The sequence below is a fragment of the Aestuariivita sp. genome, assembly GCF_021404545.1.
GTDB lineage: Bacteria > Pseudomonadota > Alphaproteobacteria > Rhodobacterales > Rhodobacteraceae > Aestuariivita.
This window is the reverse complement of record NZ_JAAWWD010000009.1, coordinates 1-25,117: the sequence shown is the minus strand read 5'-3', so window position 1 is coordinate 25,117 and position 25,117 is coordinate 1. Positions and strand designations below refer to the sequence as shown.

The 25,117-nt window shown below is 61.1% G+C and carries 26 protein-coding genes and 2 pseudogenes; 15 read left to right on the top strand and 13 right to left on the bottom strand.

Annotated elements, in window-relative coordinates; translation table 11 throughout:
- The first annotated feature begins 99 nt into the window (after nt 1-99).
- The 4 genes and pseudogenes from HEP69_RS05765 (at nt 100) to recR (ending at nt 3,842) form a co-directional block, all read left to right on the top strand.
- On the top strand, nt 100-1,857 hold the full coding sequence (locus HEP69_RS05765; RefSeq protein WP_290557609.1) for a DNA polymerase III subunit gamma/tau: 1,758 nt from the start codon (nt 100-102) through the stop codon (nt 1,855-1,857).
- Between the two features lie 23 nt (nt 1,858-1,880).
- Nucleotides 1,881-2,750 (top strand): annotated as a pseudogene (locus tag HEP69_RS05760) (TauD/TfdA family dioxygenase).
- A gap of 68 nt (nt 2,751-2,818) precedes the next feature.
- On the top strand, nt 2,819-3,163 hold the full coding sequence (locus HEP69_RS05755) for a YbaB/EbfC family nucleoid-associated protein (protein WP_290557608.1): 345 nt from the start codon (nt 2,819-2,821) through the stop codon (nt 3,161-3,163).
- Nucleotides 3,164-3,248: 85 nt separating this feature from the next.
- The gene (recR, locus tag HEP69_RS05750; RefSeq protein ID WP_290557607.1) at nt 3,249-3,842 is read left to right on the top strand and encodes a recombination mediator RecR; all 594 of its coding nucleotides are present in this window, start codon (nt 3,249-3,251) and stop codon (nt 3,840-3,842) included.
- A gap of 154 nt (nt 3,843-3,996) precedes the next feature.
- Here recR and HEP69_RS05745 read toward each other — a convergent pair whose 3' ends face one another.
- Nucleotides 3,997-4,764: a DUF1013 domain-containing protein gene (locus HEP69_RS05745; RefSeq protein ID WP_290557606.1), complete on the bottom strand. Its 768-nt coding sequence runs from the start codon at nt 4,762-4,764 to the stop codon at nt 3,997-3,999.
- A 127-nt stretch (nt 4,765-4,891) separates the two neighbouring features.
- Between HEP69_RS05745 and HEP69_RS05740 the strand changes: the two genes are divergently transcribed.
- Nucleotides 4,892-5,536 carry a ribonuclease T2 gene (locus tag HEP69_RS05740; protein WP_290557605.1) on the top strand — a complete coding sequence of 215 codons (645 nt, stop codon included), beginning with the start codon at nt 4,892-4,894 and terminating at the stop codon, nt 5,534-5,536.
- Here the strand turns inward: HEP69_RS05740 and HEP69_RS05735 are convergent.
- The 5 genes from HEP69_RS05735 to HEP69_RS05715 form a co-directional block, all read right to left on the bottom strand.
- Nucleotides 5,516-6,403, bottom strand: coding sequence for a sterol desaturase family protein (locus HEP69_RS05735; RefSeq protein WP_290557604.1), 888 nt, complete (start codon nt 6,401-6,403; stop codon nt 5,516-5,518). The genes HEP69_RS05740 and HEP69_RS05735 overlap by 21 nt on opposite strands.
- Complete coding sequence (locus HEP69_RS05730) at nt 6,400-6,918, bottom strand: TetR/AcrR family transcriptional regulator (protein WP_290557603.1); 519 nt, start codon at nt 6,916-6,918, stop codon at nt 6,400-6,402. Before HEP69_RS05730 ends, HEP69_RS05735 begins: the two co-directional genes overlap by 4 nt.
- 136 nt (nt 6,919-7,054) lie before the next feature.
- Complete coding sequence (locus HEP69_RS05725; protein ID WP_290557602.1) at nt 7,055-8,029, bottom strand: quinone oxidoreductase; 975 nt, start codon at nt 8,027-8,029, stop codon at nt 7,055-7,057.
- A 36-nt stretch (nt 8,030-8,065) separates the two neighbouring features.
- Nucleotides 8,066-9,055: an NAD(P)H-quinone oxidoreductase gene (locus HEP69_RS05720; protein WP_290557601.1), complete on the bottom strand. Its 990-nt coding sequence runs from the start codon at nt 9,053-9,055 to the stop codon at nt 8,066-8,068.
- A gap of 310 nt (nt 9,056-9,365) precedes the next feature.
- A complete protein-coding gene (locus HEP69_RS05715; protein ID WP_290557600.1) occupies nt 9,366-10,061 on the bottom strand; it encodes a COQ9 family protein in 696 nt (231 codons plus the stop codon).
- A 111-nt stretch (nt 10,062-10,172) separates the two neighbouring features.
- On the opposite strand from HEP69_RS05715, the gene rpsU reads away from it, so the two are divergent.
- Both rpsU and yghU read left to right on the top strand, forming a co-directional pair.
- On the top strand, nt 10,173-10,379 hold the full coding sequence (gene rpsU, locus HEP69_RS05710) for a 30S ribosomal protein S21 (RefSeq protein WP_008207378.1): 207 nt from the start codon (nt 10,173-10,175) through the stop codon (nt 10,377-10,379).
- Between the two features lie 214 nt (nt 10,380-10,593).
- Nucleotides 10,594-11,466 carry a glutathione-dependent disulfide-bond oxidoreductase gene (gene yghU, locus HEP69_RS05705; protein ID WP_290557596.1) on the top strand — a complete coding sequence of 291 codons (873 nt, stop codon included), beginning with the start codon at nt 10,594-10,596 and terminating at the stop codon, nt 11,464-11,466.
- 54 nt (nt 11,467-11,520) lie between these two features.
- On the opposite strand, the gene HEP69_RS05700 is transcribed toward yghU, so the two are convergent.
- Nucleotides 11,521-13,104: a GMC family oxidoreductase N-terminal domain-containing protein gene (locus tag HEP69_RS05700; protein ID WP_290557595.1), complete on the bottom strand. Its 1,584-nt coding sequence runs from the start codon at nt 13,102-13,104 to the stop codon at nt 11,521-11,523.
- 226 nt (nt 13,105-13,330) lie between these two features.
- Nucleotides 13,331-13,789, bottom strand: coding sequence for an Lrp/AsnC family transcriptional regulator (locus tag HEP69_RS05695; RefSeq protein WP_290557594.1), 459 nt, complete (start codon nt 13,787-13,789; stop codon nt 13,331-13,333).
- Between the two features lie 134 nt (nt 13,790-13,923).
- Between HEP69_RS05695 and ald the strand changes: the two genes are divergently transcribed.
- On the top strand, nt 13,924-15,042 hold the full coding sequence (ald, locus tag HEP69_RS05690; protein WP_290557593.1) for an alanine dehydrogenase: 1,119 nt from the start codon (nt 13,924-13,926) through the stop codon (nt 15,040-15,042).
- Nucleotides 15,043-15,084: 42 nt separating this feature from the next.
- On the opposite strand, the gene mscL is transcribed toward ald, so the two are convergent.
- Nucleotides 15,085-15,531 (bottom strand): large conductance mechanosensitive channel protein MscL, encoded by a 447-nt coding sequence (mscL, locus tag HEP69_RS05685; RefSeq protein WP_290557592.1) that lies wholly within the window; start codon nt 15,529-15,531, stop codon nt 15,085-15,087.
- Between the two features lie 146 nt (nt 15,532-15,677).
- On the opposite strand from mscL, the gene HEP69_RS05680 reads away from it, so the two are divergent.
- Nucleotides 15,678-16,376, top strand: coding sequence for a glutathione S-transferase N-terminal domain-containing protein (locus HEP69_RS05680; protein ID WP_290557591.1), 699 nt, complete (start codon nt 15,678-15,680; stop codon nt 16,374-16,376).
- A gap of 197 nt (nt 16,377-16,573) precedes the next feature.
- Here HEP69_RS05680 and HEP69_RS05675 read toward each other — a convergent pair whose 3' ends face one another.
- From HEP69_RS05675 to HEP69_RS05660, 4 genes and pseudogenes are all read right to left on the bottom strand, one after another.
- Entirely contained in the window at nt 16,574-16,747 is a 174-nt protein-coding gene (locus HEP69_RS05675) for a hypothetical protein (protein WP_290557659.1), read from the bottom strand.
- Nucleotides 16,748-16,792: 45 nt separating this feature from the next.
- Nucleotides 16,793-17,470, bottom strand: a pseudogene (locus tag HEP69_RS05670) (aminoglycoside phosphotransferase family protein); the annotation flags it as partial.
- Between the two features lie 74 nt (nt 17,471-17,544).
- Nucleotides 17,545-18,219 (bottom strand): flagellar hook capping FlgD N-terminal domain-containing protein, encoded by a 675-nt coding sequence (locus HEP69_RS05665; protein ID WP_290557590.1) that lies wholly within the window; start codon nt 18,217-18,219, stop codon nt 17,545-17,547.
- Nucleotides 18,220-18,228: 9 nt separating this feature from the next.
- The gene (locus HEP69_RS05660; protein WP_290557589.1) at nt 18,229-18,582 is read right to left on the bottom strand and encodes a flagellar hook-length control protein FliK; all 354 of its coding nucleotides are present in this window, start codon (nt 18,580-18,582) and stop codon (nt 18,229-18,231) included.
- Nucleotides 18,583-21,468: 2,886 nt separating this feature from the next.
- Here HEP69_RS05660 and HEP69_RS05655 point away from each other — a divergent pair.
- The 6 genes from HEP69_RS05655 (at nt 21,469) to HEP69_RS05630 (ending at nt 24,796) form a co-directional block, all read left to right on the top strand.
- Complete coding sequence (locus tag HEP69_RS05655) at nt 21,469-21,753, top strand: rod-binding protein (RefSeq protein WP_290557588.1); 285 nt, start codon at nt 21,469-21,471, stop codon at nt 21,751-21,753.
- Nucleotides 21,743-22,102: a flagellar biosynthesis protein FlgN gene (locus HEP69_RS05650; protein WP_290557587.1), complete on the top strand. Its 360-nt coding sequence runs from the start codon at nt 21,743-21,745 to the stop codon at nt 22,100-22,102. Before HEP69_RS05655 ends, HEP69_RS05650 begins: the two co-directional genes overlap by 11 nt.
- 211 nt (nt 22,103-22,313) lie before the next feature.
- The gene (locus tag HEP69_RS05645) at nt 22,314-23,159 is read left to right on the top strand and encodes a flagellin (protein WP_290557586.1); all 846 of its coding nucleotides are present in this window, start codon (nt 22,314-22,316) and stop codon (nt 23,157-23,159) included.
- A gap of 68 nt (nt 23,160-23,227) precedes the next feature.
- Nucleotides 23,228-23,599 (top strand): flagellar biosynthesis regulator FlaF, encoded by a 372-nt coding sequence (gene flaF / locus HEP69_RS05640; protein WP_290557585.1) that lies wholly within the window; start codon nt 23,228-23,230, stop codon nt 23,597-23,599.
- A gap of 1 nt (nt 23,600) precedes the next feature.
- Nucleotides 23,601-24,005 (top strand): flagellar biosynthesis repressor FlbT, encoded by a 405-nt coding sequence (gene flbT / locus HEP69_RS05635; RefSeq protein WP_290557584.1) that lies wholly within the window; start codon nt 23,601-23,603, stop codon nt 24,003-24,005.
- A complete protein-coding gene (locus tag HEP69_RS05630) occupies nt 23,939-24,796 on the top strand; it encodes a DUF1217 domain-containing protein (RefSeq protein ID WP_290557583.1) in 858 nt (285 codons plus the stop codon). The genes flbT and HEP69_RS05630 overlap by 67 nt, the downstream gene beginning before the upstream one ends.
- Nucleotides 24,797-25,117 lie beyond the last annotated feature (321 nt).

Sequence of the window (25,117 nt, the reverse complement as noted above, 5' to 3'; positions counted from 1 at the left end):
ACGCCCTCCACACGCCTTCAGGCCTGAGTTCCCCATGACCGCTGGACCGCCCCTGCCCGCTGGCCTAACCTGCGGTCTCAGCCGAATCCTGGAGACACCATGAGCGACAGCGAACAGACAGGCTATAAGGTTCTTGCGCGCAAATATCGGCCTGAGACCTTTGCCGATCTCGTCGGCCAGGACGCGATGGTGCGCACGTTGAAGAACGCGTTCGAAGCGGACCGGATCGCACAGGCCTTCATCATGACAGGTATTCGCGGCACCGGCAAAACCACGACCGCGCGGATCATCGCCAAGGGCATGAACTGCATTGGCCCGGACGGCACCGGCAACCCGACCACCGATCCTTGCGGGCAGTGCGAACATTGCGTTGCGATCATGGAAGGCCGCCATGTCGATGTGATGGAGATGGATGCCGCCTCGCGCACCGGCGTGGGCGATATCCGCGAAATCATCGACAGCGTCGCCTATCGCGCGGCTTCGGCCCGCTATAAGATCTATATCATCGACGAGGTGCATATGCTGTCCAACAGCGCGTTCAACGCGCTTTTGAAGACGCTGGAAGAGCCGCCCGCCCATGTGAAATTCATCTTCGCAACCACCGAGATTCGCAAAGTTCCGGTTACGGTGCTGAGCCGATGCCAGCGCTTTGATCTGCGCCGGATCGAGCCTGAGGACATGATCGGCATGTTGAACCGGATCGCGCAGGCCGAAGGTGCGCAGATCACCGACGATGCGCTGGCCCTGATCACGCGGGCCGCCGAAGGTTCGGCACGGGATGCGACCTCGCTGCTCGATCAGGCGATCAGCCACGGTGCCGGAGAGACCACCGCCGATCAGGTGCGTGCGATGCTGGGTCTGGCTGACCGGGGCCGGGTGCTGGACCTGATGGACATGATCCTGCGTGGCGATGCCGCAGCCGCGCTCGGAGAGTTGGGCGCGCAATATGCCGATGGCGCCGATCCGATGGCAGTGCTGCGCGATCTGGCCGAGATCACGCACTGGATTTCTGTCGTCAAGATCACCCCGGATGCTGCAGAGGATCCCACCGTCAGCCCCGATGAGCGCGCCCGAGGTTCTCAGATGGCCGAAGCCCTGCCGATGCGAGTGCTCACGCGGATGTGGCAGATGCTTCTCAAAGCGCTGGAGGAAGTCGCCGCCGCGCCCAACGCCATGATGGCTGCCGAAATGGCGATCATCCGGCTGACCCATGTGGCCGACCTGCCCTCTCCAGAAGAGCTGGTGCGCAAATTGCAGGATGCACCGCCCCCTGCCGGACCCGGCGGCGGTGGCAGCGCGGCAGGCACGCCCCGCATGTCCGGCACCCAGGCCCTGGCGCAAGGCGCCCAGACCCGCATGACCAGCACCCCCTCTGCTTCCGGCCATACCACCGCTCTGGCGCGCGATGCCGACGCCGCCCTCGCACGATTCCCCACGTTCGAACATGTTGTCGAACTGATCCGGGCCAATCGCGACGGCAAGCTCTTGGTGGACGTTGAGACCGGCATACGGCTCGCGCGGTATCAGCCCGGCCGGATTGAGTTTGAACCTTCCGATAGCGCTCCGACGGATCTGGCCCAGCGTCTCGGGCAACGTCTGCAGAACTGGACCGGCAATCGGTGGGCGGTCTCCATCGTGTCCGAAGGTGGTGGCAAGACGATTGATGAGCTGCGGAACGCCGAGAGATATGCGCGCGAGGAAGAGGCCAGCGCCCATCCGATGGTTCAGGCTGTTCTCGCCGCCTTTCCCAAGGCCCGGATCACCGACATCCGCACCCCCGAAGAAATCGCTGCCGCGGCCCAGACCGACGCCCTGCCGGAGGTCGAGGATGAATGGGATCCGTTTGAGGAGGACTGAGCCGTGGCACTGAGAGACCCGAGATGAAAACACATCCCCTCCACCCCCGGTTTGGCCTGCATGTGGAGGGTGTCGATCTGCGCGAGGTCACCGCAGAACATCTTTTCCCCGATATTCGCGCCGCGTTTGACAGCCACTCCGCGCTTTTGTTTCGCAACCAGTCTCTGGATCCCGAAAGCCATGAACGGATCGCCCGTCTCTTTGGTCCGCTGGAGAACCGCGACGCGATGTCGGCAGACCGCGATGTCCCGTTTTAGATCCCCGTGGTGTCGAACGAGACCGGCGATGGCGTCTGCGCCGCTGACAGTCTTGAGGTGATGAACCTTCAAGGCAACATGCTTTGGCATACCGACAGCACGTTTTTGCCTGTGCCCGCTCTGGTTAACATCCTGGTGGCGCGCGTGCTACCCTCTTCGAGCGGAGAGACCGAACTGGCTTCTACCCGGACCGGCTGGGCCGACTTGCCCGCGGGGCTGCGCACCCGGCTGAAAAATGCGATCCTGTGGCACAGGCTTTCGCATTCCCGGTCCAAAATCTCGGCTGAGCTGGCCGCGCTGCCGGTGATGAACCGCTGGCCGGACCGGCCCTGGCGGGCGATCTGGACCAACCCCGCGACCGGGGAGGAGGCGCTTTACATCGCCTCGCACGCCTTTGCCATCGAAGGGATGGGCCTTGAGCAAGGCCAGGAGGTGCTTGACGCTGCGACCGCAATCTGTACCCGCCCCGACAATGTCTATACCCACAAATGGCGCGCAGGCGATGTGCTGATCTGGGACGAGCGAGCCATGCTGCACCGGGGACGTCCCTGGCCCTATGACGAGCCGCGGACGCTTTCGAGTATCTGCTGCTCAGCCACCGATGCGGACGGTCTGATACAGGTGCGTGTCGTCTGAGCCTGCCCCTTGTGCCAAGGCACGGCGCCCCGTATCTACGATATCAACCCATACTCAGGAGAGACAGGATGCTCAAAGGACTTGGCGGTCTCGGCGACATGGCCGGGATGATGAAAAAAGCTCAGGAAATGCAGACCAAGATGGCCGAGATGCAGGACGAGCTGAACAACGTTATGGTCACCGGCGAAGCAGGCGCCGGTCTGGTCAAGGCGACCGCGTCGGCCAAGGGCGACCTCAAGGCGCTGGATATCGATCCGTCGATTTTCAATGGCGATGACAAGGAGGTCGTAGAAGACCTGATCCTTGCCGCGATCAAGGACGCGCAGGCCAAGGCAGCCCAGAAGGCGCAGGACGAGATGGGCAAACTGACCGAGGGTCTGGGCTTGCCAAAGGACATGAAACTGCCCTTCTGACCGCACGGAAGTTACCCGGAGGCTTGGGTGTTCCGTGAGAGCCTGCGGTCCGCGCAAACAGAAAACGTCAGGCATCCCATCCGCCATGAGTAGCAATACCGACATCGACGCCCTGATCGAGCTGATGGCCAAGCTTCCCGGTTTGGGGCCGCGCTCGGCCCGTCGTGCGGTACTCCATCTGATCCGCAAGCGTGCGCTCTTGCTGACCCCGCTGGCGGATCTGATGCAGACGGTTGCAGCTACGGCGCGCGAGTGTTTGAACTGCGGCAACATCGGAACCGCGGATATCTGCGATATCTGCAATGACGATAAACGTGCTACCGGAGAGCTGTGCGTGGTTGAGGATGTCGCCGACCTTTGGGCGATGGAGCGGGCGGCTGTCTTTAAGGGGCGCTATCATGTACTGGGCGGCACGCTCTCGGCGCTCGATGCCGTGGGGCCGGAGGATCTGCGCATTCCGCGCCTTGTCGACCGTGTCGACACCGAAGAGATCTCTGAGGTGATCCTGGCTCTGAACGCAACAATCGACGGCCAGACAACCGCCCACTACATCGCCGATCAACTGGGCGGGCGCTGTCGCCTGACTTCCCTCGCGCAAGGCGTGCCTATCGGCGGAGAGCTCGATTACCTTGATGACGGGACAATCACCGCTGCCCTGCGGGCACGCAAGGAGCTCTGACCGGGCGCGGTGCCGGGGGCCTGTGTAATTGCAAATCGGCAGATGTAGCACCGCGATGGTCTTTGCACGGGCCATCCGGCAACGTGGCGCGCGCCAACAAAAACCCCGGCACTGCGCATACAGGCCGGGGACTGTTCACCACATCTGAGCCCGATTACAACTTGTCGTCCTCATCCTCGTCCTCGCCATCCCCTTTGGGCAGGTTAAAGAGGCTTTCGGCATCCGCAATTGCGGCACCGGGCTCGGGCTCGTCCTCGTCATCGGTCACACTGCCCAGAGTAAAGGTCTCCAGCCCTTCGATTGCGGTGGGAATCTTCGGTTCTGCCTCCATGCCGAGGCTTTGCTCGGTTGAGACCAGCTTGCGCCGTTCGTCATCGCTCATCACTTCGCCCTCGCGGGCTTTCTTGGCGGCGGCCTTTTGCACGGCCGCATCCAGTTCAGACTGTTTGCACAGGCCCAGCGCCACCGGATCGATCGGCTGAATGTTGGAGATGTTCCAATGTGTCCGCTCCCGGATGGCCTGAATGGTCGGCTTCGTGGTGCCCACCAGTTTGGAGATCTGACCATCGGTCAGTTCGGGGTGGAATTTGACCAGCCAGAGGATCGAGGCTGGGCGGTCCTGCCGTTTCGACAGCGGCGTATACCGCGGACCGCGTCGCTTTTCCTCACCGACCGAGGCCGGGTTGAATTTCAGTTGCAGCTTGTGCTGCGGGTTCGCTTCGGCCCGGTCGATCTCTGCCTGGGTCAGCTGGTTGTTGGCCACCGGGTCAAACCCTTTGACACCTGCCGCCACATCGCCATCGGCGATGCCCTGGATTTCAAGCTCATGCATCTCGACGAAATCGGCGATCTGCTTGAAGCTGAGGGTCGTGTTGTCGACCAGCCAGACGGCGGTCGCCTTTGCCATCAACGGTTTTGCCATAATGCGTCTCCTTTGAACGTAGCTTTCCTGTCGCCTGAAAGAGGCTGTCCTGCGGGGCAGAACCGGTTTCCATTGTCGGGGAACTTCGCAGCTATATAGTCAGCCGCGCGACGGAAGGGAAGAGAGAATGCGCCTTTGGATCTGTGCAATGCTTGTCGCCGTGATAACGGCCCCGCCCAACAGTGCGCGCGCCGGGGGGACAGCAGGTGCTTTCGACTATTATGTTCTGGCGCTCAGCTGGTCGCCCAACTGGTGTGCGCTGGAAGGCGATGCACGCGGGTCCGATCAATGCGACGCGCGCCACGATCACGGCTGGATCCTGCACGGGCTCTGGCCGCAATACCATCGCGGCTGGCCGTCGTTCTGCGCGACGAGGCAGCGCACGCCGTCGCGCGCGCTGACCCAATCGATGGCCGACATCATGGGCACGGCCGGTCTGGCTTGGCATCAATGGCGCAAACACGGGGTCTGTTCGGGCCTGTCGGCGGCAGAGTACTTCACGCTCTCACGCATGGCCTATGAGGCTGTCACGCGGCCCCAGATCTTTCGCCGCCTGGATCGCACCGTGCGCCTGCCCGCCACGGTGGTCGAAGAGGCCTTTCTCGATCAGAACCCTATATTGGAGCCCGATGGCATCACCATCACCTGCAAGGATGGCCACATCCAGGAAGCGCGCATCTGCCTGTCTCGTGATCTGTCGCCGGTGCCTTGCGGTCAGGACGTGGTGCGCGATTGCCAGATGCGCGATGCGCTAATCACTCCGGTTCGGTGATCCTTCGGACGGGTGCTCGGCCCCGTTCGGCCGCCAGCCCGGGCGTTTGACCATATAGGCCCACGCCTCGCCCCAGCTGCGCGCCCCAGCCATATCCCGGATCAGCGCGGGCCATTCGGAGAACCAGACCACAACCGGGTTCCGACTGTTGAAATCCCGCTTCAGCCCATAGCGCGGCGGTTCCTCTTCGACCTGGAAGGTCCCGAACAGGCGATCCCAGATGATGGTGATCCCACCATAGTTCCTGTCGAGATATTTGTCGTCGGCCCCGTGATGCACCCGGTGATGCGACGGCGTGTTCAACACCCGCTCCAATGGTCCCAGTTTGCCGATCAGCTCGGTATGCAGCCAGGTCTGATAGGCGAGGACCACAATCACCCCAAAAAACACCAGTTCGGGTGCAAACCCCAGTACGATCAGCGGCAGGTGAGCCGCCAGCGACCACACCCCTTCCAGCGGGCCAAAGCGCACGCCGGTGACAATGTTGTAATCGCGCGAAGAATGGTGCACCGCATGCTGGGTCCATAACAGCCGCACCTGATGGGCGATCCGATGCTCCCAGTAATAGGTGATGTCGGCAAGAAGCAGAACCAGCATGACCGACCACCAGGTGATCGGAATCGACCAGGCCGCCACAGTTTCCGACAGAATATAGTACACCCCATACCCGGCGGTCAGGATCAGCGTTTCCACCAACAGATACGGGATCTGGGTCGAGGCGCTCACGACCATCTCCCAGATTGTCCGGCCCACATGGTCACGTTTGAAAAGCGCCTCGGCAATCTCGATCAGCAGGATCGCCGCGCCGATCAACAAGAATGCCTCGTCTATTCGTGTGGCAAGGCCCATCACAAGATCGGGGGTCATAACGCAGCGCCTTTCGCAAACATCGTCCAGGCCAGATCCGCTGCCTGACGTGGTGTGGCCTCGTCGCGCCGCACCATTTCCCAACCGGCATAGATCAGGTAATCATAGGCCAGCGCGACCCCTTCGGTGGGCAGATCTGCCCGGATTGCGCCCTCGGCCTTGGCGGCGTCGATGGTATCGCGCAACTCTCGGGCATCTTGCGCAAAAGCGGCCTCTACATCGGGGCTCAGGTTCTCATCCCGCATAAGGAACATGTGCCGGTGGGCCAACGGAACGACCGCCTGCATTGCCAGCCGCAGCCCGTCCCAATAGCTTTCCGCATCAGCGGTCGCGGTATCCACGGCCTCGGCCAGTTCTCGCATTGCTTGTCTCGCCAGGGCCGTAACCAGATCGCTACGGCTGGAAAAATGCCGGTGCAGCGTGGCCCGTCCGACGCCGGCCGCCTGCGCAACATCAGCCAGGGACGCCCCGGGATTTCGGCTGAGAACGGCAAATCCAGCTTCCAGCAGATTCATCTCAGTCTTTGATACATCTTTGTCTCTCATGAGACATATATGTCTCGATTGCATGCCCATTGCAAGATGGCCGCGCAAAAAGAAACCGCCCCGCTGAAAATGCGGGGCGGCGACATGATCCAAACGGCAACGGCCCCTATGGCAACAATATCGTGGACCCGGTGGTTTTGCGTGCCTCCAGCGCCCGGTGCGCCTCGGCCACGTCATCCAATGCAAATCGCTGGTCGATGCGGATCGACACCTCTCCACTTTGCACCTTGTCGAACAGATGCTGCGCCATCGCCTGGCAGGCCTCGTGATCCGCGATATGTGTGAACAGCGTCGGGCGCGTCACCTTGAGCGATCCTTTGCCCCCTAAAATACCGATGTTGAAAGGCGGCACCGGACCGGAGGCGTTGCCGAACGAGATCAGCATCCCCAGTGGCTTGAGGCTGTTGAGCGATCCCTCGAACGTGTCGGCACCAACGGCATCCATCACCACATCGACCCCCTGGCCATCGGTGAGTTCCCGAACCTTGGCGGCAAAATCCTGCGTGCGGTAATTGATGCAATGGGTCGCCCCGTGATCCAGCGCCAACTGGCATTTCTCATCCGTGCCAGCGGTGCCGATCAAGGTAATCCCTTCGGAGCGCGCCCATTGGCAGGCAATCAGACCCACTCCACCCGCCGCCGCGTGAAAGAGCACCGTATTGCCCTTGGACAAGGGTGTCGTGCGGTGAAAGAGATACTCGACCGTCATGCCCTTGAGCATCATGGCCGCCGCCGTCTCCATCGAAATCCCATCGGGGACCGGACAGACCTGCGCGGCGGGCATTACCCGCGCTTCCGCATAGGCGCCGGGGGGCATGGCGGCATAGGCCGCGCGGTCGCCGGGTTTGAGATGCGTCACACCCGCGCCCACGGCTTCCACCACGCCAGCGGCCTCCATCCCCAGCGCCTGCGGCAACTCCAGTGGATAAAGGCCAGTGCGCTGGTAAACATCAATGAAGTTGAGCCCCACGGCCTCGTGCCGGATCCGAAGCTCGCCCGGCCCGGGCTCGCCAACGTCTCGGTCCACCAGCTTGAACTCTTCCGGACCGCCCGCCTTTTCAATGATCGCCGTCTTTGCCATGTCTCTCCACCCTTGCTTCGTTCTGGTTCCACATACTCAGCCACCCGCAACTTCGAGCACGATTTTCCCGATATGACCCGAGCTTTCCATACGTGCATGCGCGGCCGAGGCCTGACCCAGCGGAAACTCGGAATCCATGATCGGTTTCACGCGCCCCGCGTCAAGAAGCGGCCAGACCGCCTCGCGCAGATCCTGTGCGATCCGCGCCTTGGCCAGATCCGATTGCGGGCGCAGGGTGCTGCCGGTCATGGTCAGGCGCCGCGTCATCAGCTGGGCAAAATTGACCTCGACCTTGGGCCCTTGCAGGAACGCGATCTGCACCAACCGCCCGTCATCGGCCAGAGCCTTGATATTGCGCGGAATATATGGCCCACCCACCATATCGAGGATCAGATCGGCACCACCCTCGGCCCGGATCACCTCGACGAAATCCTCGTCGCGGTAGTTGATCGCGCGCTCGGCCCCCAGCTCCATACAGGCCGCGCATTTCTCATCCGATCCGGCGGTGGCAAACACCCGCGCACCAAACACATTCGCCAGTTGGATCGCCGTCGTTCCGATCCCGCTCGACCCGCCATGGATCAAGAACCGCTCGCCAGCCTTGAGGCCGCCCCTGGTGAAAACGTTTGAAAAGACGGTGAAATAGGTCTCTGGCAAGCACGCCGCCTCTTTCAGGGACATGCCCTTGGGCAGGGGCAGGCAATGGGCGGCAGGCGTGGCAACATATTCGGCATAACCGCCGCCGGGCAGGAGCCCGCAGACCTGATCGCCCAAGGCCCAGCCCGTCACGCCTGCGCCCAGCGCCACAACCTCGCCCGAAGCCTCCAGCCCCGGCAGGTCGCTTGCACCGGGCGGCGGCGCATAGGCACCCGCACGTTGCAGCGCGTCGGGTCGGTTCACGCCCGCCCAGGCGACCTTGATCACGACCTGGTCATGAGCTGGTTCCGGGATCGGACGTTCGGTGATTTGCAAGACATCCGGGCCACCCGGTTTAGTAATCTCAACGGCACGCATTGTGTTGGACATATCTGTGATCCTTTTCTCCCTTTGCTTGCGTATCACCGCAAAGGCGCCGCGAAAAGCCGACACTCCGGAGATGCCCATGACGATGCTGACCCTATCCATGTTGGTGAGATGACGGGGCAGCCCGGGTTGGATGTGACATCTGGCCCGGCCAACGACGCGCGCCAGATCCTGGCGTCGGTCTATCTGGCGATTGGGGTGATCAGTGCGCTGGAGCTGATCGGGATGGCGCTTGGGTCTGGACAGCCCCTTGGTGCTCATACACCTGAAGGTGGTGCTGATCCCCCCCTGCGCTGGGAGTGCTGCTGCGCTCCTAATCGCGCGGCGCGGCCCAGCTGCCCGGCAAATCCGAGGGCGGCGTACGGCTTGGCGCCTTGACCTGACTGGCCAGCCAATTGGGGCCCGCCATCAGTTTGGACAACACAGGAGACTTACGCACCTTCGCCTTAATCTCTTCGATCTGCATGACGTTGTCGATGCGCCGATCCAGAAACGCCCAGGTCGCCTGATGGTCCAGACTGTCATCGCCCAGCCAGTAGAGCACGGTGGAAGAGTAAACGCCCGACAGCGTGGCACGCTTTGTGTACCAGTTGATGTCGTCTGAGGCGTCGCCCAGCGCCGCCCAAATCGCGTCGCAGGTCTCCCAGATCAGGCGCGCGCCCTCGGGCGCATGATGCGGTAGCGAAAAGAGCGTGGTGCCACGGCGCACCGCCTCTTTGTCATCCACAGCTTCCAGCCGGAACCGGACAGCCGCGGCAATCCTGTCGCGAAAGCGCAAGGCAGACAGATCCTCGCTTTCCAGCCGCGCCAACATGATCGCATCACCGCGTTTGTGAAACGCAACCGCCAGATCCAGCGCACCACGTGGGCAGAGTGCGCGGGCCGCCGTCATCTCCCCACCCAGATCAGTCACAGCGGCACGAAACGCGGCCTCGGACCAGCCGTCGAAGGGGACATGCATCAACGCGGCATCCAAGAGCCGCGTCTTGAGGTCGATGGGATCGGTCATGGCACTCTCCTGTCGGGTTTGGACGGACCCTAGACAACATAGCGGGGCTTTGCTATACGGCCACTTCCTGCAAATCATTGCAACTCAACTTAGAAAGGTGGTGAAAACCACATGCAGGTTAGTGTTCGCGACAACAATGTCGATCAGGCGCTGCGCGCTCTGAAGAAAAAACTGCAACGCGAGGGCGTCTTCCGCGAAATGAAGCTCAAGCAGCATTTCGAGAAGCCCAGCGAGAAGAAAGCCCGCGAGAAAGCCGAAGCGATTCGGCGTGCCCGCAAGCTGGCTCGCAAGAAGGCCCAGCGCGAAGGGATGCTCTGAGCAGACCCGGCAGTGCAGACACGAAAACGAACGACCCCCGGGGCCCGGCCTGCGGGGGTTTTTCTGTGACCAGCGGGTGCGGGCCGACCGATCCATCAGCGCCATGTGTGTCTCGTTTTTCTGCCCGCACGTCCCATGCCTGGGCAGAACACCTACACATTGTCCCCCAAGGCCTTATGTTGCCCCCAATCCAAGCGCATAAGGAAAAGACAACATGAGCGATACCTACACCCCGCCCAAGGTCTGGACATGGGATCAGGAAAGCGGTGGCCGCTTTGCTTCGATCAACCGCCCCATCGCCGGGGCCACCCATGACAAGGATCTCGAAGTGGGCAAGCACCCGCTCCAGCTCTATTCGCTGGCCACGCCGAATGGGGTCAAGGTCACTGTGATGCTCGAAGAGCTGTTGGCGCTGGGACATGAGGGTGCGGAGTACGATGCCTGGCTGATCAACATCGGCGAAGGCGATCAGTTCGGCAGCGGCTTTGTCGCGGCCAATCCGAATTCAAAAATCCCCGCGATGATGGATCATTCCACGGCACCGCCAACGCGCGTGTTCGAGAGCGGCTCGATCCTGCTCTATCTGGCCGAGAAGTTCGGGGCGTTCCTGCCAACCGACCACGGCGCGCGCACGGAATGCATGAACTGGCTGTTCTGGCAGATGGGCAGCGCGCCCTATCTGGGTGGCGGGTTTGGCCATTTTTATGCCTATGCTCCCGAGAAATGGGAGTACCCGGTCAACCGCTTTGCGATGGAGACCAAGCGCCAGCTTGACGTGCTCGACCGGCACCTGGCCGAGAACGCGTATATGGCGGGCGAAGAGTATTCGATTGCCGATATGGCGATCTGGGCATGGTACGGTCAGCTGGTTCTGGGCCGTCTCTATGACGCGGGCGAGTTCCTGGATGTAGAGAGCTACAAGAACGTCCTGCGCTGGGCCCGCGAGATCGACGCCCGGCCCGCCGTCAGCCGGGGACGGATGGTCAACCGGGCCTTTGGCGAATTGCACACGCAGCTGCGCGAACGGCACGATGCCGAGGATTTCGAGACGAAAACCCAGGACAAGATCGAAAGCGAGACCGCCTGATAGCGCGCGAGCGGTTCATGACAGGACCGCTCGCGCGGTTGTCAGACCTTGCCCTCACCCGGTGGCGAGGATCAGATCTGCCGCCTTCTCGGCAATCATGATGGTTGGCGCATTGGTGTTCCCGCTGGTGATGCGGGGCATCACACTGGCATCGACCACGCGCAAAGCGCGAACGCCCCTCACCCTGAGCATGGCATCAAGCGGCGCGGTCTCATCGGCCCCCATTCGCACCGTGCAGCTGGGATGGAAAATCGTTGTGCCAATCTCACCGGCCGCCTTCACCAGCGTCGCCTCATCATCGGCCACCGGACCGGGCCGCATCTCTTGAGGGGCATAGCGCTGCATGGGTGCCTGTGCCATGATCTGGCGCGCCTGACGGATCGCCGCCGCTGCAATGCGCCTGTCTGCCGGATCGCTGAGATATCTGGGCGCGATGCGAGGTGCATCCTGCGGATTTGGAGACGCGATCTCAACCACACCCCGGCTCTGAGGGCGCAGATTGCAAACACTGGCCGTGATGGCCGGAAAATCGTGCAGCGGCTCTCCAAACGCGTCCAGAGATAGAGGCTGCACGTGGTATTGCAGATCGGGCGTGACGACATCGCTGGAGGACCGCGAGAATGCCCCTAGCTGTGAGGGTGCCATCGACATCGGCCCGCTGCGCCTGAGCCCATATTCGAGAGCTATCTTGGCCTTGCCCCAAAACGAATTGGCCAGAGTATTAAGCGTCTTCGCCCCTTGGAGCCGCCACGCGCAGCGCAACTGCAGATGATCCTGAAGGTTCCGCCCCACATCCGGCGCGTTTTGGACGACTGCAATTCCAAGGGATTGCAAAAGGTCCGCTGGACCGATCCCGGACAGCTGCAAGATCTGCGGGCTGCCAATCGCCCCTGCCGACAGGATCACCTCTGCCTGTGCGTGCGCGGTCTTGATCACTCCGTCTTGCTGATATTCGACCCCAACGGCCCGACCGCCCTCGATGAGGACGCGCCGGGTCCGGGCAAACGTCTCGACCTTCAGCCCGGGTGCCTTGGCCGTACGCAAAAACGCCTTTGCGGTGTTCATCCGCCAGCCCCCGCGCTGGTTCACACGGTAATACCCGACACCTTCATTGGTGCCGGTGTTGAAATCCGCGATGCGCGGGAGACCCCAGGCTTGCGCCGCCTCGGCCCAATGATCCAAGAGATCCCAGTGCAGGCGCTGGTGATCCACGCGCCATTCGCCACCGATGCCATGCATCTGAGACGGGCCATCGGCATAATCCTCGGACTTCAGAAAATAGGGCAGGACATCGTCCCAACCCCAGCAGGTCAGCCCCAACTGCCGCCACCCGTCATAATCCGCCGCCTGCCCCCGGATATAGAGCATCCCATTGATCGAACTGCACCCACCCAACAGCTTGCCCCTGGGGTAGAGCAGGGATCGACCGTTCAGCCCGGGCTCAGCCTCGGTCCGGTACATCCAATCGGTGCGCGGGTTTCCGATACAATAGAGATATCCCATCGGAATATGGACCCAGTGATAGCTGTCCGTGCCACCGGCTTCGAGCAGGAGCACCTTGTGTCCGGCCTCCCCCAGACGTTTGGCCAGAACGCAGCCGGCACTGCCCGCCCCGACGATGATGTAATCCCAGCTCATAGGCACCTCTTGCAACGGACCGTCTCGCAGAACCCACAAAGCTTCAAGCCCCTTCCGGTATCGACGCGCTGCGCGCGCCGACCGGCGCCGGGGGTTGCGCCCCGGCGGTCAGGACCCCGGTGAATCGCAATAAGGCAGAACCGGGCACCAAGCACCCACCGAGGACGCAGCCGGAGGCGGAGGCCGAGACGAGACACTTGCGCCGCAGGCGCTCAATCAGGCAGCGTCACACCGGAAGAGCCGTCGTCTTGAAGACCGTGCGCAGCGCAAAGGACGATTGCATCTGCGCCACTCCGGGCAGGCGTGCGAGATGCTGGCGGTGGATGCGCGCAAAATCGTCCGTGTTTTCAGCCACCACCTTGAGGATGTAATCCGCCGAACCGGCCATCAAATGGCATTCCAGAACATCCGGGATCCGCATGATCGCCTTTTCAAACGCATCAAGAACCTCGTCCGTCTGCCCTTGCAGCGTAATCTCGACAAACACCGTCGTTGGCACACCCATCTTGCGGGCGTCCAGCAGCGCCACATAATCGCGGATATATCCCTCGGTCTCCAACCGCTGCACCCGGCGATGGCAGGCCGAGGGCGAGAGGTTTATCTGCTCGGACAAATCCGCATTCGACATCCGACCGCGTTCTTGCAAGGCCGAGAGAATCCGCCTGTCGATTGCATCAAGGCTCATGGACGCACATCCTTTGCGTTGGAAGGTGATTTCATCGCAGGTTCTTTCGCCAATTTCACTCATCGCGGGGTATCATTTCAAGCACATTGCGCCAGACATGGCCCATAATGCACGGAGGGAAGAGGAGAGATCGCATGAAAATCGGCTGCCCGAAAGAAGTCAAACCACAGGAATTCAGGGTCGGATTGACCCCAAACGCCGCGCAGGAGGCCGTCGCCCATGGCCATGGTGTGATGATCCAAACAGGCGCCGGAGCGGGAGCGGGATTTGACGATGCCGACTATGCCGCTGCGGGCGCCCGGATCGTGGAAACGGCCGACGAAGTCTTTGCCACCGCCGACATGATCGTCAAGGTCAAGGAGCCACAACCTGCCGAGCGCAAGATGCTGCGCGAAGGGCAATTGCTTTTTACCTATCTCCACCTTGCGCCGGACCCGGGTCAAACCCATGATCTGCTGGCATCGGGATGCACCGCCATCGCATATGAGACCGTCACGGATGATCGCGGCGGCCTGCCCCTGCTGGCGCCCATGTCAGAGGTGGCTGGACGCCTGGCGCCGCAAGTGGGGGCCTGGACATTGCAAAAGGCCAATGGTGGGCGCGGCGTTTTGATGGGCGGTGTGCCCGGCGTAGGCCCAGCCAGGGTTCTGGTGATCGGTGGCGGGGTCGTCGGGACCCATGCCGCCCGCATCGCCGCCGGGATGGGTGCAGAAGTCACAGTACTGGATCGCTCGCTGCCGCGCCTGCGGTATCTCGACGATGCATTCGGCGCACAGTTTCGAACAGGCTACTCTTCATCGGGGTTGCTGGCAGAGCATTTGGGAGAGGCCGATATGGTCATCGGTGCCGTGCTGATCCCCGGCGCCGAGGCACCCAAACTGGTAAAACGCGCCCAGTTTGCCCAGATGAAACCGGGCGCGGCATTGGTCGATGTGGCGATTGACCAGGGTGGATGTTTCGAGACTTCGAAACCGACGACCCATGCCGATCCGATCTATGATGTGGACGGGATCATGCATTACTGTGTAGCCAACATGCCGGGCGCCGTGGCGCGAACCTCGACCATCGCTCTTGGCAATGCGACGATGCCCTTCATGCTGGCACTTGCCGACAAAGGCTGGCGACAGGCGTGTACAGATGATCCGCATCTGTTGAACGGCCTGAACGTGCATGCCGGAACGCTGACCTATTACGCGGTTGGTCGTGCGCTGGGGATTAATGTGGTCTCCCCCCAGTTGGCGATCAAGACCTGAGCCGGGCGCAAAAGGCCCGCCCGGGTGACAGGTCTCCGATGCTCAGGACGCGCTTTGTTTGTGTAACACGTCGCGGATCTCCATGAGGATCTCCAGTTCGGTTGGGCCTGCGGGCGCCTCCTGGGTTGCGGGCGCGTCTTCCTCTGCGGTGGCCGCATCCTTGATGCGGTTGACCATCTTCACCAACAGGAACACCACCCAGGCGATGATCAGAAAATTGATCACTGCCATGATGAACGCGCCATAGGCAAAGACCGACGCCCCGGCTTCGCGCGCGGCCTCAAGGCTGGCTCCGGCGGGCACCTCGCCACCCAGAACGGCGTAATTGTTGGTAAAGTCGACGCCCCCGCTGACCAATCCGATGATCGGATTGATCAGATCGGCCACCATGGATGACACGATCGCGGTGAAGGCAGCGCCAATGATGATGCCGACCGCCATATCCATGACATTGCCCTTGGCAATGAACGTCCTGAATTCCTGAAACATTCTATGTCCCTCTCTCTTGGCCCTTGGACAGCGCCTTCTTTATGTGCGCAGTCACACAATCGTTAGCATATCGCCGAACATGGCAAAGCCTGTTTTTCACAAGCCAGGGTCTTAGGTTTAGCAATACCGCTTCATAGGAGGACAGCATGTCCGCTCTCGATCAGTTTCCAATCAGCCGCAAATGGCCTGCCCAAAATCCAAAGGTTATTCAGCTTTATTCGTTTCCCACACCAAACGGCGTAAAGGTCTCTATCGCCCTCGAAGAGATGGGGCTGCCGTATGAGGCGCATAAGGTCACGCTGTCAGATGCGGATGTCAAAAGTGCTGAGTTTCTCTCGCTGAACCCCAACAACAAGATCCCCGCGATCATTGACCCGAACGGACCGGACGGCACGGCCGTGGGCCTGTTTGAAAGCGGTGCAATCCTGATCTATCTGGCCGAGAAATCGGGCATGCTGATCGGCACCACGGCTGCCGAGCGGGCCCAGGTGATTCAATGGCTGATGTTTCAGATGGGCGGCTTGGGACCGATGTTCGGTCAGCTTGGATTCTTTTACAAGTTCGCGGGCTCCGAGATCGAGGATCCCCGTCCCCGGGAACGCTACATCAATGAAGCAAAGCGCCTTCTTGCCGTCCTCGACGGGCATATGGACGGGCGCAACTGGGTCGCGGGCGATTACTCGATCGCTGATATAGCAATCGTGCCCTGGCTGCGCGCGCTTGATTTCTATGGCGCCAAGGAGATACTTGGCTGGGATCAACACGCCAACCTTGCCGCCTATCTGGATCGTTTTCTGACCCGCCCTGCCGTCCGGATCGGGTTGGTGACACCGCCGCGCGACTGACTAACGGTGAGGTCGCAACGCCCAGGCGGCTTGGCCTTACCGATCATTTCTCCGGGCCGGAGCAGCGCGAAGACCGTGCAGTGCATCTGGGCTTCGCGCTCTGCCGCGACGCGCCATGAGGCTTGCCGGTCCGGGCACCGCGGGCTCTCGCTGCTTGGGACCGGTCGGCATAGCCCGCCTTGCGCTGAGGGCCGACCCTAATCGACCCATCGGTCAACGACCTGGTCTTTGTTGACGCACCCCTGCAACGCGGCCAGTTCCAGATCCAGACCGGCGGCATATTCAGTGGCACCGGTCTGAACCCGCCAGATGCAGTACGCCGCCATCCGCCGATGATACCAAGGCCGCAAGACATCGTACCGGGAGGTCACGTCAGGCGCACCATAGGCATGCAGACAGTTCCGAACCTCTCGCGGCGAAAGAGCATGTCCGCGGTATAGGTGTTGCATCGCTGGCGACAGGAAGATCGCAAGATCCTCGCAAGGATCACCCAAGGCAGGACATTGCCAATCGATAAAGGCCAACCCTGTTTCGGAAAGGACCAGGTTGCCAGGGACCGGGTCCCCATGAAGCAGCGCTATGCTGATTGTCGGTGCGACCTTTCCCTCGGGCCGCGCCAGGCGCAACGCGTCGGCTTGGGATCCGCCGCAGCGGGCCAGGATTTCTTCGGTCTGGCTTTCCAAATCATCGCTGCCGTTTGGAGCGTGGCGCAAACCCATTGGGCAGGATTGCGAATGCAGCGCGCGCAGGGCTCGAGCGACGTCGGCAGTCCCCTCTCGCCAAATTGAACCGTCCAGAAAGGTATAGAGAACCCAAGGGCCAAACTCAGAGGCCCCCGCTGCACACAGTTTTGGTGCCAAACTTTGCCCCGCAAGGTGTGTAAGGCAGATGCGTTCGGCTGTGGGGTCATTGGGAAAAAGCGGTGTCTGCCCCGCAGACGCATAAAGCTTGAGAACCCAGTTTCGCGACCCGCATGTGATCCGCCAGACGGCATTGGTCCGTCCGCCAGACAATCCACGGACGATGTCAGGCTGACGGATATGGCCCGCGCGGACAAGGCGGGCAATCAGCGCATGGGGAGTTGGCAAAGACACGATGGGACCGGTGATCAGGTCAGACCGGTCGACGCTATGCCAGTGGTCAATCGCGTGCAAGATCTGGACCAGTCTTAGGCGGGCGGCTCCCGCAGGGCTGTGACGCGATCACTCAGGACATAGGTGCCGCCTTGGAGTTTCAGCACCGTGTCCGCGCCGACGATCTGAGCCTCGATCACACGGGCATAGACCTCGGCAGGTTCGGCCAGGATCACCTCTCCATCCACAATACTCTCAATGGCAAAGGAATAGGTACCGCTGCTTACCTCCGCGCCGGTCTGGTCGCGCCCGTCCCACTCGTAATTCTCCGCCGAAACCGGTAATTCGCGCCGCGCCACTTCGGTTCCGGACTCGTCGTAGACCACCATCTCAACACGATTGGCCGCAGATGCGGGGTTGGGCGCAATTGTGATTGGCTGGCCATTGAACGCGACCGAGGCAACAGCCCGCGCCTCCATGCCGACCCAGTTGGCCATGGTCGTCATTGCGTTGCCGCCAATGGCACCAGCCAAGAGCGCCAGTTGATCGTTGGTGAACACCTGCTGTTCCACCATCGAAAACTGCGCGAGTTGCGCGGCATATTCAGACGAGCTGACCGGCTCAAGAGGATCCTGATACTTGGCCTGCGCGGTCAGCATCTGCAAGAACGTCTCGAAATCCGAGGAAAGCACCGCCGCGCTGGACGCTGCGGGAGATTGGGTCGCGGCGGCGGCATTGGCAGCTGCCGTAGCGGGGGAAACGGTGGTCATTGCGAACTCCTATATCCGGATATCCAGGCCCGTTTGCACAGGTCGGGCAGCGGGGTTTGGCATGGTTGCGGTCAGTTCTTCTGGCTGCCCTGGACCGGCGCTTTCGGCTGTTGCGTGTCGACCAGAGGGACCTGTGTCAGATCCATGCTGCTGGAACTGAAAATCGATGTCGCTGTATCCCAACGCACGGTATTCCTGGCCCAGCTCTGCCGCATGACGCCGCATCAGGTCGAGCGTTTCTGCCCGATCTGCGGTCAAGGTCATGGTGAGGACCCCGTCTGTTGAGGAAAGCGACAGGCGAACGCGCCCAAGCTCTTCGGGGTTAAGCGTAATCTCGACCGATTGCTGGCCGGGCTGAGGCATGGCTTGCGCAATCTGGACCAGGACAGCACGTGCAGCGGCAGATGGTGGAGGCGCAGTCGGGGAGCTGGGAGCAGAGACCCCGTCAGCTCCCAACCGCGCGAAAACGTACCCTTCTTCAGCATCGGACCCCGTCATGCTGCCCACGCGAATCTCTTCCTCGACACGCGACACACTCTGTACCGGCTTGGGCGGACCTGCAGCGATTGCGGCGGCCAGCGGTGCCCCTGCCGTTTGAGACGGCACGGGCCGGTGAGCGTCGCTGTGACGAATGACCTGCCCCTCCGCGCCTTTGGCTGATGTGGTGTCGCCAGGCGCTGTCCTGTCCGGTGTCATCGGGAAAGCGGACACCCGATGGGCGGAGGGTGCGACGTTTCCTTGTGCGGACGGTGTCGCTTTGACCTCTCCTGCCTGGCGAGGAGCCGCAGGCTCAGCCACCCTGACTGTTGCCAAACGCTCCAGAGGCACTTCGGCATCCGCAAATCGAGGCGGTTTCGGCGTGAAGGTCGTCGCAACGGCATGCCGCAATGATGCGGGGACATTAGGTTCGGCACCCGCTGACCTTCTGTCTGAGGGCGTTTCTATTATTGCGGATGGAGCTACGGCAGGTTCGACATGCGCCCGGGATCCGCTTTGCGGCATGGATTGTATCGAAGGTTGTTCCCCCTTGGTGTCGGGTTTGGCCTGAACCCCATGTTGTCTGGTGATCGTTTCGGATTTCGGCGGCAGCTGAGGCTGGCCCGACGCCGGAGCAGACCTGACCTGCATCGCAGACTGTCCCGCAGTGGGATCAGATTTGGTGTGACCCTGGAGCAGCGAAGGTTGCACTCCCTTGGTGTCGGGTTTGGCTTGAACCCCATGCTGTCTGGTGATCGCATCGGATTTCGGTGGCAGCTCAGGCTGTGTCGGCGCCGGAGCGGACAGGATCTGCATCGCAGACTGTCCCGCTGCGAAATCAGATTTGGTCTGAACCTGGACCAGCTGGCCGCCCTTTGAAATGTCCAGATGGGTGACACGCGGCAGAGTGACAATGTCCGATCCATCGACAGTCTTGCGGGCCGCAGAAGCGCTCACTGGAGGCTCGGGTCGAATCCCGGGACCGCTGTCGACAGACACTTTAGGGTATGAAGCGCTCTCCTGAATGGACAGCTTGGGTCTTTCAGGGGCGCCCGGAGCAGGTGCCGGAGGCACCGCCGTACTGGGTTGAGCAGGCGACGATTGCCCAGAACCACGCAACTGAGTTTGGTTCGAACGCGACATTGAGGCACGTTGATCCGGGGCTGTCGACGCAGGGCCGCGCCCTTCAGGCGGCTCCATCGGTCTAGGGAGATGCCCAATGTCTGGCCGATCCGCGCTGGCGCGCACCCGTGCAGTTGTCGATCCAGACGCTGGTAATATCCCAGACGGGGGAATCACCGACTCTGGCCAAGGCGCTGAGCGCATCCCCGCCTCCGTCTGTGGTTTGGCCTCCTCCGATCGGCTGTCGACCAGCGTTTGCCGAACCAACCCTTGGGGTGGCGCAACCGGTGCCGGGACAGGCTCGGGCTGACGCCTCAAGACCGGCTCTCCGACCGTTACTGATGAAACCGGCGGCCCTTCGACTTGAGACTCTGCGAGTGATCGCGAATTGACAGGCGTTGCCGGGATCGTTGGTCGGAGATGCGATGTATCCGAGCGATCCGGGACGACCGCTGCACCCTTCGGCGCGTTTCGCCCGGGCCCTGGCGAGATTGCGGATTCAGGTGGCGGGGCAACTGAAACAGCCAATTCGAGGGGGTGCCGGGTAGCTGCCTTCGCGCCAGCCGCTTTCGCGACCGGGTCCATGTGCGGTGTCCCTTGCAGGGTCTGCGTGTTGGGGAGATGGGTCTGGGCTTCAAGCTTTGCTGGCAACGGTGGACCACGGTCATGAATTGCTCGTGCAGGCAGATCGGTAGTCCGCATGTGGCCAGGCCTCGAAGGCAGCTGGGTCTGCTCAGCCGCAGACCAATCCGGCGGCGGCGCATGGTTGCTGGCGATCCGCGGAAGAGGCTCCCCCGGTGTTTCCCTTTCCGAAAAGGACAAAAACGGTACGGACTCCGGTCCGGGGTGCGAACCAGGCCGCTCCGGATCGCGCATCTTCGGAAGCGGCAGCGATCGAAGCGATTCCTCGTCCGGCAGAGAAGGAGCTATGATGGGGGAGGTTGTCGGGGTCGCACTCGCCGGACTGTGACGACCTGTTTCAAGTGGGTTGGCATTGGCGTCCTGGATTGGATTTCGATGCCGCTGAAGGGGATCATGACGCAGGGCCTCTGGCAGTGAGTACACTGTTGGCGTGTCGCTGGTAACCACGTCGGTGTCCCCGAACTGAAGCTGCGTTGAACGGTTATGTGCCGCTGCAGTCGCGGTATCAGGAGGCGTCAGAGGCGGTGCTAGCGAAGCCGTCAGATCCGGCACCGCCTGGTTTTCCTTCTTTTCGGCGGGTTGAACCGTCGGCGATGGATCCCGGTCATTGATCTCTAGCGAAGCTGATACCGGACGATCCGACGCTTTCTCAGAGACCGCGAACTTGGATCCCCTGGATAATGGAGTGTCCTCCGCAGAGTGCTCGCCTTGCGCGCCCTCAACAGGGTCCGCCGAATTCAAAGCGGGCATCTCCTGCTCAGCCTCTTGGCCTATAAGGCTGGCCATAACAGCATCGAACGGGCGCAGAGGCGGGCTGGCGAGGACCTGATCCAAGATCTGCCCATCAATGAATGCGGTATGCGCGGTCAACGGTATCGCACTGGGGTGCACAGTCATGTCTGCTCCGGGGTTCTGCCTCAGTGCGGTCAATATGGCGGTGCGTGGTTACTGGTTCTTTACCGCTTTGAGGCAATGATCGAAAAAATCCGCTCAATTCGAGGCATCCATATGACCGAGCTCAATCCCATTCCCGCGATCTCCGACGCCCCCACTCAGCGATCCAACAAGGCCTTGCACGACGCAGCCATCGAGCTCGAGGCGACCTTTCTGGCCGAGATGCTGAAATCGGCTGGGATGGGCGAAACCCGCAGTGGGTTCGGCGGCGGCGCGGGCGAAGAGCAATTCAGCTCGTTTCTGGTCCGTGAACAGGCCCTGGAAATGGCGCGGGCGGGCGGTATCGGGCTGGCGGAAACGATTTTCAACGCACTAAAGGAGCGACCCCATGACAACTGACACACCCCAAGATCTGATTGATGCGCTGGACGCGCTCTTGGAGACGGAACGCAGCGCGCTGCTGGCCGGGAATGTGGCCGAAATCAATCGGCTTGCCGACCACAAAGAGGGGTTGATCGACAAGTTAAATGCGCTTAGCGATCTCGCGCCCCCAACGCTTGCCCCGTTACATGATAAGCTGACCCGCAATCAAACCTTGATCGCGAGCGCCCTCGAAGGGATTCGCGCCGTTGCGGACCGCATGGCCGAAATGCGCAGCGTTCGGCAATCCTTGCAGACCTATGACCGGTCCGGCACCATTCAGGAAATCGCCGCAGATCCCAAGCGGACCGTCGAAAAGCGCGCTTGATAATCAGGTTTTAATCAAATGCTGTGCAAAGCATGGCCTTGGCTTAGCGAAGCTTTAGCACTTGGGCGCCAGATTACCCCTGCATCCCGAGGGGGGTGGCGCGACAGCGAAAACAAACCGCACGCATCCGTCAGAAAGACGTTTCGAGCCGCCCGTCCAGGGCGGAGAGGCAAGGCGCAAAAGCGTCCTTTTTGAAAACAAGGAACCTACTATGTCCAGTATTCTGACGAACAACAGCGCAATGGTCGCGCTGCAAACGCTCAAGAGCATCAATTCCAACTTGGCAGATACGCAAAACGCGATCTCAACCGGTAAAGAGATCGCGACAGCGAAAGAGGGATCGGCGATCTGGGCCATCACCCGGGTGATGGAAGCAGATGTCGCAGGCTTCAACGCCGTTTCCGATGCGCTTGCATTGGGCGAATCAACCGTGGCCGTGGCCTCAGCCGCAGCCGATCAGATTGTGAACGTTCTTGAAGAGATGAAAGAACTCGCCGTCTCCGCAAACTCGGAAAACGTGGATTTTGCAAAGATCCAGAATGACATGGCCGAGCGTGCAGCCCAGGTTGGATCGATCATTTCCGCAGCTCAATTCAACGGCGCCAACTTGCTGGCAACCGATGTTGACGGCAATGGTGCAACCAGCGTCTCGGTGATCTCGTCGCTCGACCGTGTTGGTTCCGCCGCACCCACACCGGCGACCATCGCAGTAGATACCGTGGACTTCGAGGCGGATATCGATCTGGCAGCTGACCTGACAGCGATCACTGACACAGCAACGGCCGCGACGGCGCTGGGTGAGATCGAAGCGTTCCTGCAAACCGCGATTGACGGGGCTGCCGCTTTGGGTGCCTCGGCCAAGCGTCTGGAAGATCAGCAGGAATTCGTGAGCAAGCTGACCGATGCCATGAAATCCGGCATCGGCTCGCTGATCGACACCGATATGGAGGCGACATCCGCCCGCCTTCAGGCTCTGCAGACACAGCAGCAGCTGGGCGTCCAGGCGTTGTCGATTGCCAATCAGGCACCTCAGACACTCCTCCAGCTCTTCCGTTAATGAACCCGGCCGGGGCGTGATGTCGCCCCGGCCCACCAATGCTCATGATCGGAAATTGAGGTGGACACGTGAATGCGACTTTGAGGGCGCAGCGCGCCTACGCGGCCGGGGCCGCGCCAACCCGCACCGAAAAAGGCCTCGAATACGAGGTCATCGCGCGGATCACCTACAAACTAAGAACTGCCGCGGCGCAGAAGGAGACCGCATTCGCTGCGTTCGCGGAGGCGCTCAACGACAATCGCCGACTTTGGCAACTGCTTGCATCGGACGTGGCGAACGATGGGAACCAGCTCCCTGCGCCGCTACGGGCGCGCATCTTCTATCTTGCCGAGTTCACTTTCACGCATACGCGCAAGGTCATGGCGCGCAAGGACGATGTCCAGGCCCTCATCGACATAAACACCGCCATCATGCGCGGCCTGAATCCAAGGAAACCATAGAATGGCAGGTCTAGTTCTGAAACTCGGCCCGAAAGAGAGGGTGCTGATCAACGGCGCGGTCATTGAAAACGGCGACCGCCGCAGCCGTCTTTCCATCGTCACACCGGATGCCAACATTCTGCGCCTGCGGGATGCGATCCACCCGGACGAGGCAACAACACCGGTCAAGCGCGTGTGCTATGCCGCCCAATTGGTCCTGACCGGAGACGCCGCCGCGGAGGATACGCGTATGACTCTGTTACGCCGGATTGAGGAGTTGAGCCAGGTCTTTACAGACCCTGACAGCCGCGCCTCGATCGCTGAGGCGACCCAAGCTGTTGTCAACAACAGGCATTATCAATGCCTAAAGGCGCTGCGCAGTCTGCTGCCACGCGAGGAGCGGCTGATGGCCGCGCATACAAGATGACCTTTCAACCGGTTGTTCCGCTCGCCGGTATCGCGGGATGGCAATTCTTGCAGCGCACCTATGACAATCAGTTCGAGGCGTTCAATCAATCAGTCGTTTTGCAGAGAGATACCGATTACTTTCGTGAGAACATTCAAAACGTTCTGACGGCAGAGACCCTGATTGCCGACCGGCGCCTGCTCTCGGTGGCGTTGGGCGCCTTTGGCCTTTCGGAAGATATCAACAATAAAGCGTTCCTTCAGCGCATTTTGGAGGACGGAACGGGCAGTCGGGATGCACTGGCAAACCGGCTCAGTGACGAACGCTATAGAGAGTTCAGCGACGGCTTCGGGTTTGGACCCAATCAGTTGATCCAGACGATCTTGCCGGATTTCGCCGAACTGATCATTCACCGCTATAAGACCCAACAATTCGAGCAAGCGGTTGGCAATCAAGATGAGACGATGCGCATTGCGCTATATGCACAACGCGAGTTGGTCGAGATCGCCGAAAGTACACGCAGCCAGGACGCACAGTGGTTTTCCGTTATGGGCCTGCCACCCCTGCGAACAATGATGGAGAAGGCACTCGGCCTTCCCGCCAGCTTTGGCCAGTTGGATATCGACAAACAGCTGGTCGTTTTCCAAGAGAAGGCCCGCGAAAAACTTGGGACGGATCGGTTATCCGAGTTGGTTGAGCCAGAAACCTTGGAACGCCTTACAAATACCTATCTGGCACGGTCGCAGATTGACAGCTTCAATATAAGCACTAGCGGCGCGGCAATCGCGCTCTCCCTGCTAAGCCAATCCTAGCAACTGTATTTCTCAGGCGGCCTGATTGGTCCATTTCAGAGGCTTTGTTGCACAAATCCCGCTAGGGATTCATCCGGCGAATCCAGCATGATAGCTGGAGGGCATGAGCAGTTGGGCCCCTACAAAGCACAAGACCACGAACTGGTCGGCTTACAATGACTGAACCGCCGCTTGTTTGCCGGAGACCCAGAAGTAAGGATACTGGGTTATGGAAAAGAAGAACTTTGGAAAGAGATATCCGGACGAACTGCGTGCACGTGCTGTGCGCATGGTATTGGATCACGGGGGGGAAAATCAAAGAAGATACTAGGGAGTTTCAGG

Excerpts from the sequence above, each read along its gene's own strand:
- HEP69_RS05765 (WP_290557609.1), top strand. The coding sequence starts at position 100 with ATGAGCGACAGCGAACAGACAGGCTATAAGGTTCTTGCGCGCAAATAT.
- rpsU (WP_008207378.1), top strand. The coding sequence starts at position 10,173 with ATGCAGGTTAGTGTTCGCGACAACAATGTCGATCAGGCGCTGCGCGCT.
- flbT (WP_290557584.1), top strand. The coding sequence starts at position 23,601 with ATGGCAGGTCTAGTTCTGAAACTCGGCCCGAAAGAGAGGGTGCTGATC.
- ald (WP_290557593.1), top strand. The coding sequence starts at position 13,924 with ATGAAAATCGGCTGCCCGAAAGAAGTCAAACCACAGGAATTCAGGGTC.
- mscL (WP_290557592.1), bottom strand. The coding sequence starts at position 15,531 with ATGTTTCAGGAATTCAGGACGTTCATTGCCAAGGGCAATGTCATGGAT.
- HEP69_RS05660 (WP_290557589.1), bottom strand. The coding sequence starts at position 18,582 with ATGCCTCAGCCCGGCCAGCAATCGGTCGAGATTACGCTTAACCCCGAA.
- HEP69_RS05725 (WP_290557602.1), bottom strand. The coding sequence starts at position 8,029 with ATGGCAAAGACGGCGATCATTGAAAAGGCGGGCGGTCCGGAAGAGTTC.
- recR (WP_290557607.1), top strand. The coding sequence starts at position 3,249 with ATGAGTAGCAATACCGACATCGACGCCCTGATCGAGCTGATGGCCAAG.
- HEP69_RS05680 (WP_290557591.1), top strand. The coding sequence starts at position 15,678 with ATGTCCGCTCTCGATCAGTTTCCAATCAGCCGCAAATGGCCTGCCCAA.
- yghU (WP_290557596.1), top strand. The coding sequence starts at position 10,594 with ATGAGCGATACCTACACCCCGCCCAAGGTCTGGACATGGGATCAGGAA.
- HEP69_RS05655 (WP_290557588.1), top strand. The coding sequence starts at position 21,469 with ATGACCGAGCTCAATCCCATTCCCGCGATCTCCGACGCCCCCACTCAG.
- HEP69_RS05650 (WP_290557587.1), top strand. The coding sequence starts at position 21,743 with ATGACAACTGACACACCCCAAGATCTGATTGATGCGCTGGACGCGCTC.
- HEP69_RS05735 (WP_290557604.1), bottom strand. The coding sequence starts at position 6,403 with ATGACCCCCGATCTTGTGATGGGCCTTGCCACACGAATAGACGAGGCA.
- HEP69_RS05755 (WP_290557608.1), top strand. The coding sequence starts at position 2,819 with ATGCTCAAAGGACTTGGCGGTCTCGGCGACATGGCCGGGATGATGAAA.
- HEP69_RS05700 (WP_290557595.1), bottom strand. The coding sequence starts at position 13,104 with ATGAGCTGGGATTACATCATCGTCGGGGCGGGCAGTGCCGGCTGCGTT.
- HEP69_RS05745 (WP_290557606.1), bottom strand. The coding sequence starts at position 4,764 with ATGGCAAAACCGTTGATGGCAAAGGCGACCGCCGTCTGGCTGGTCGAC.
- HEP69_RS05630 (WP_290557583.1), top strand. The coding sequence starts at position 23,939 with ATGCCTAAAGGCGCTGCGCAGTCTGCTGCCACGCGAGGAGCGGCTGAT.
- HEP69_RS05720 (WP_290557601.1), bottom strand. The coding sequence starts at position 9,055 with ATGTCCAACACAATGCGTGCCGTTGAGATTACTAAACCGGGTGGCCCG.
- HEP69_RS05645 (WP_290557586.1), top strand. The coding sequence starts at position 22,314 with ATGTCCAGTATTCTGACGAACAACAGCGCAATGGTCGCGCTGCAAACG.
- HEP69_RS05730 (WP_290557603.1), bottom strand. The coding sequence starts at position 6,918 with ATGAATCTGCTGGAAGCTGGATTTGCCGTTCTCAGCCGAAATCCCGGG.
- HEP69_RS05695 (WP_290557594.1), bottom strand. The coding sequence starts at position 13,789 with ATGAGCCTTGATGCAATCGACAGGCGGATTCTCTCGGCCTTGCAAGAA.
- HEP69_RS05665 (WP_290557590.1), bottom strand. The coding sequence starts at position 18,219 with ATGACCACCGTTTCCCCCGCTACGGCAGCTGCCAATGCCGCCGCCGCG.
- HEP69_RS05715 (WP_290557600.1), bottom strand. The coding sequence starts at position 10,061 with ATGACCGATCCCATCGACCTCAAGACGCGGCTCTTGGATGCCGCGTTG.
- HEP69_RS05740 (WP_290557605.1), top strand. The coding sequence starts at position 4,892 with ATGCGCCTTTGGATCTGTGCAATGCTTGTCGCCGTGATAACGGCCCCG.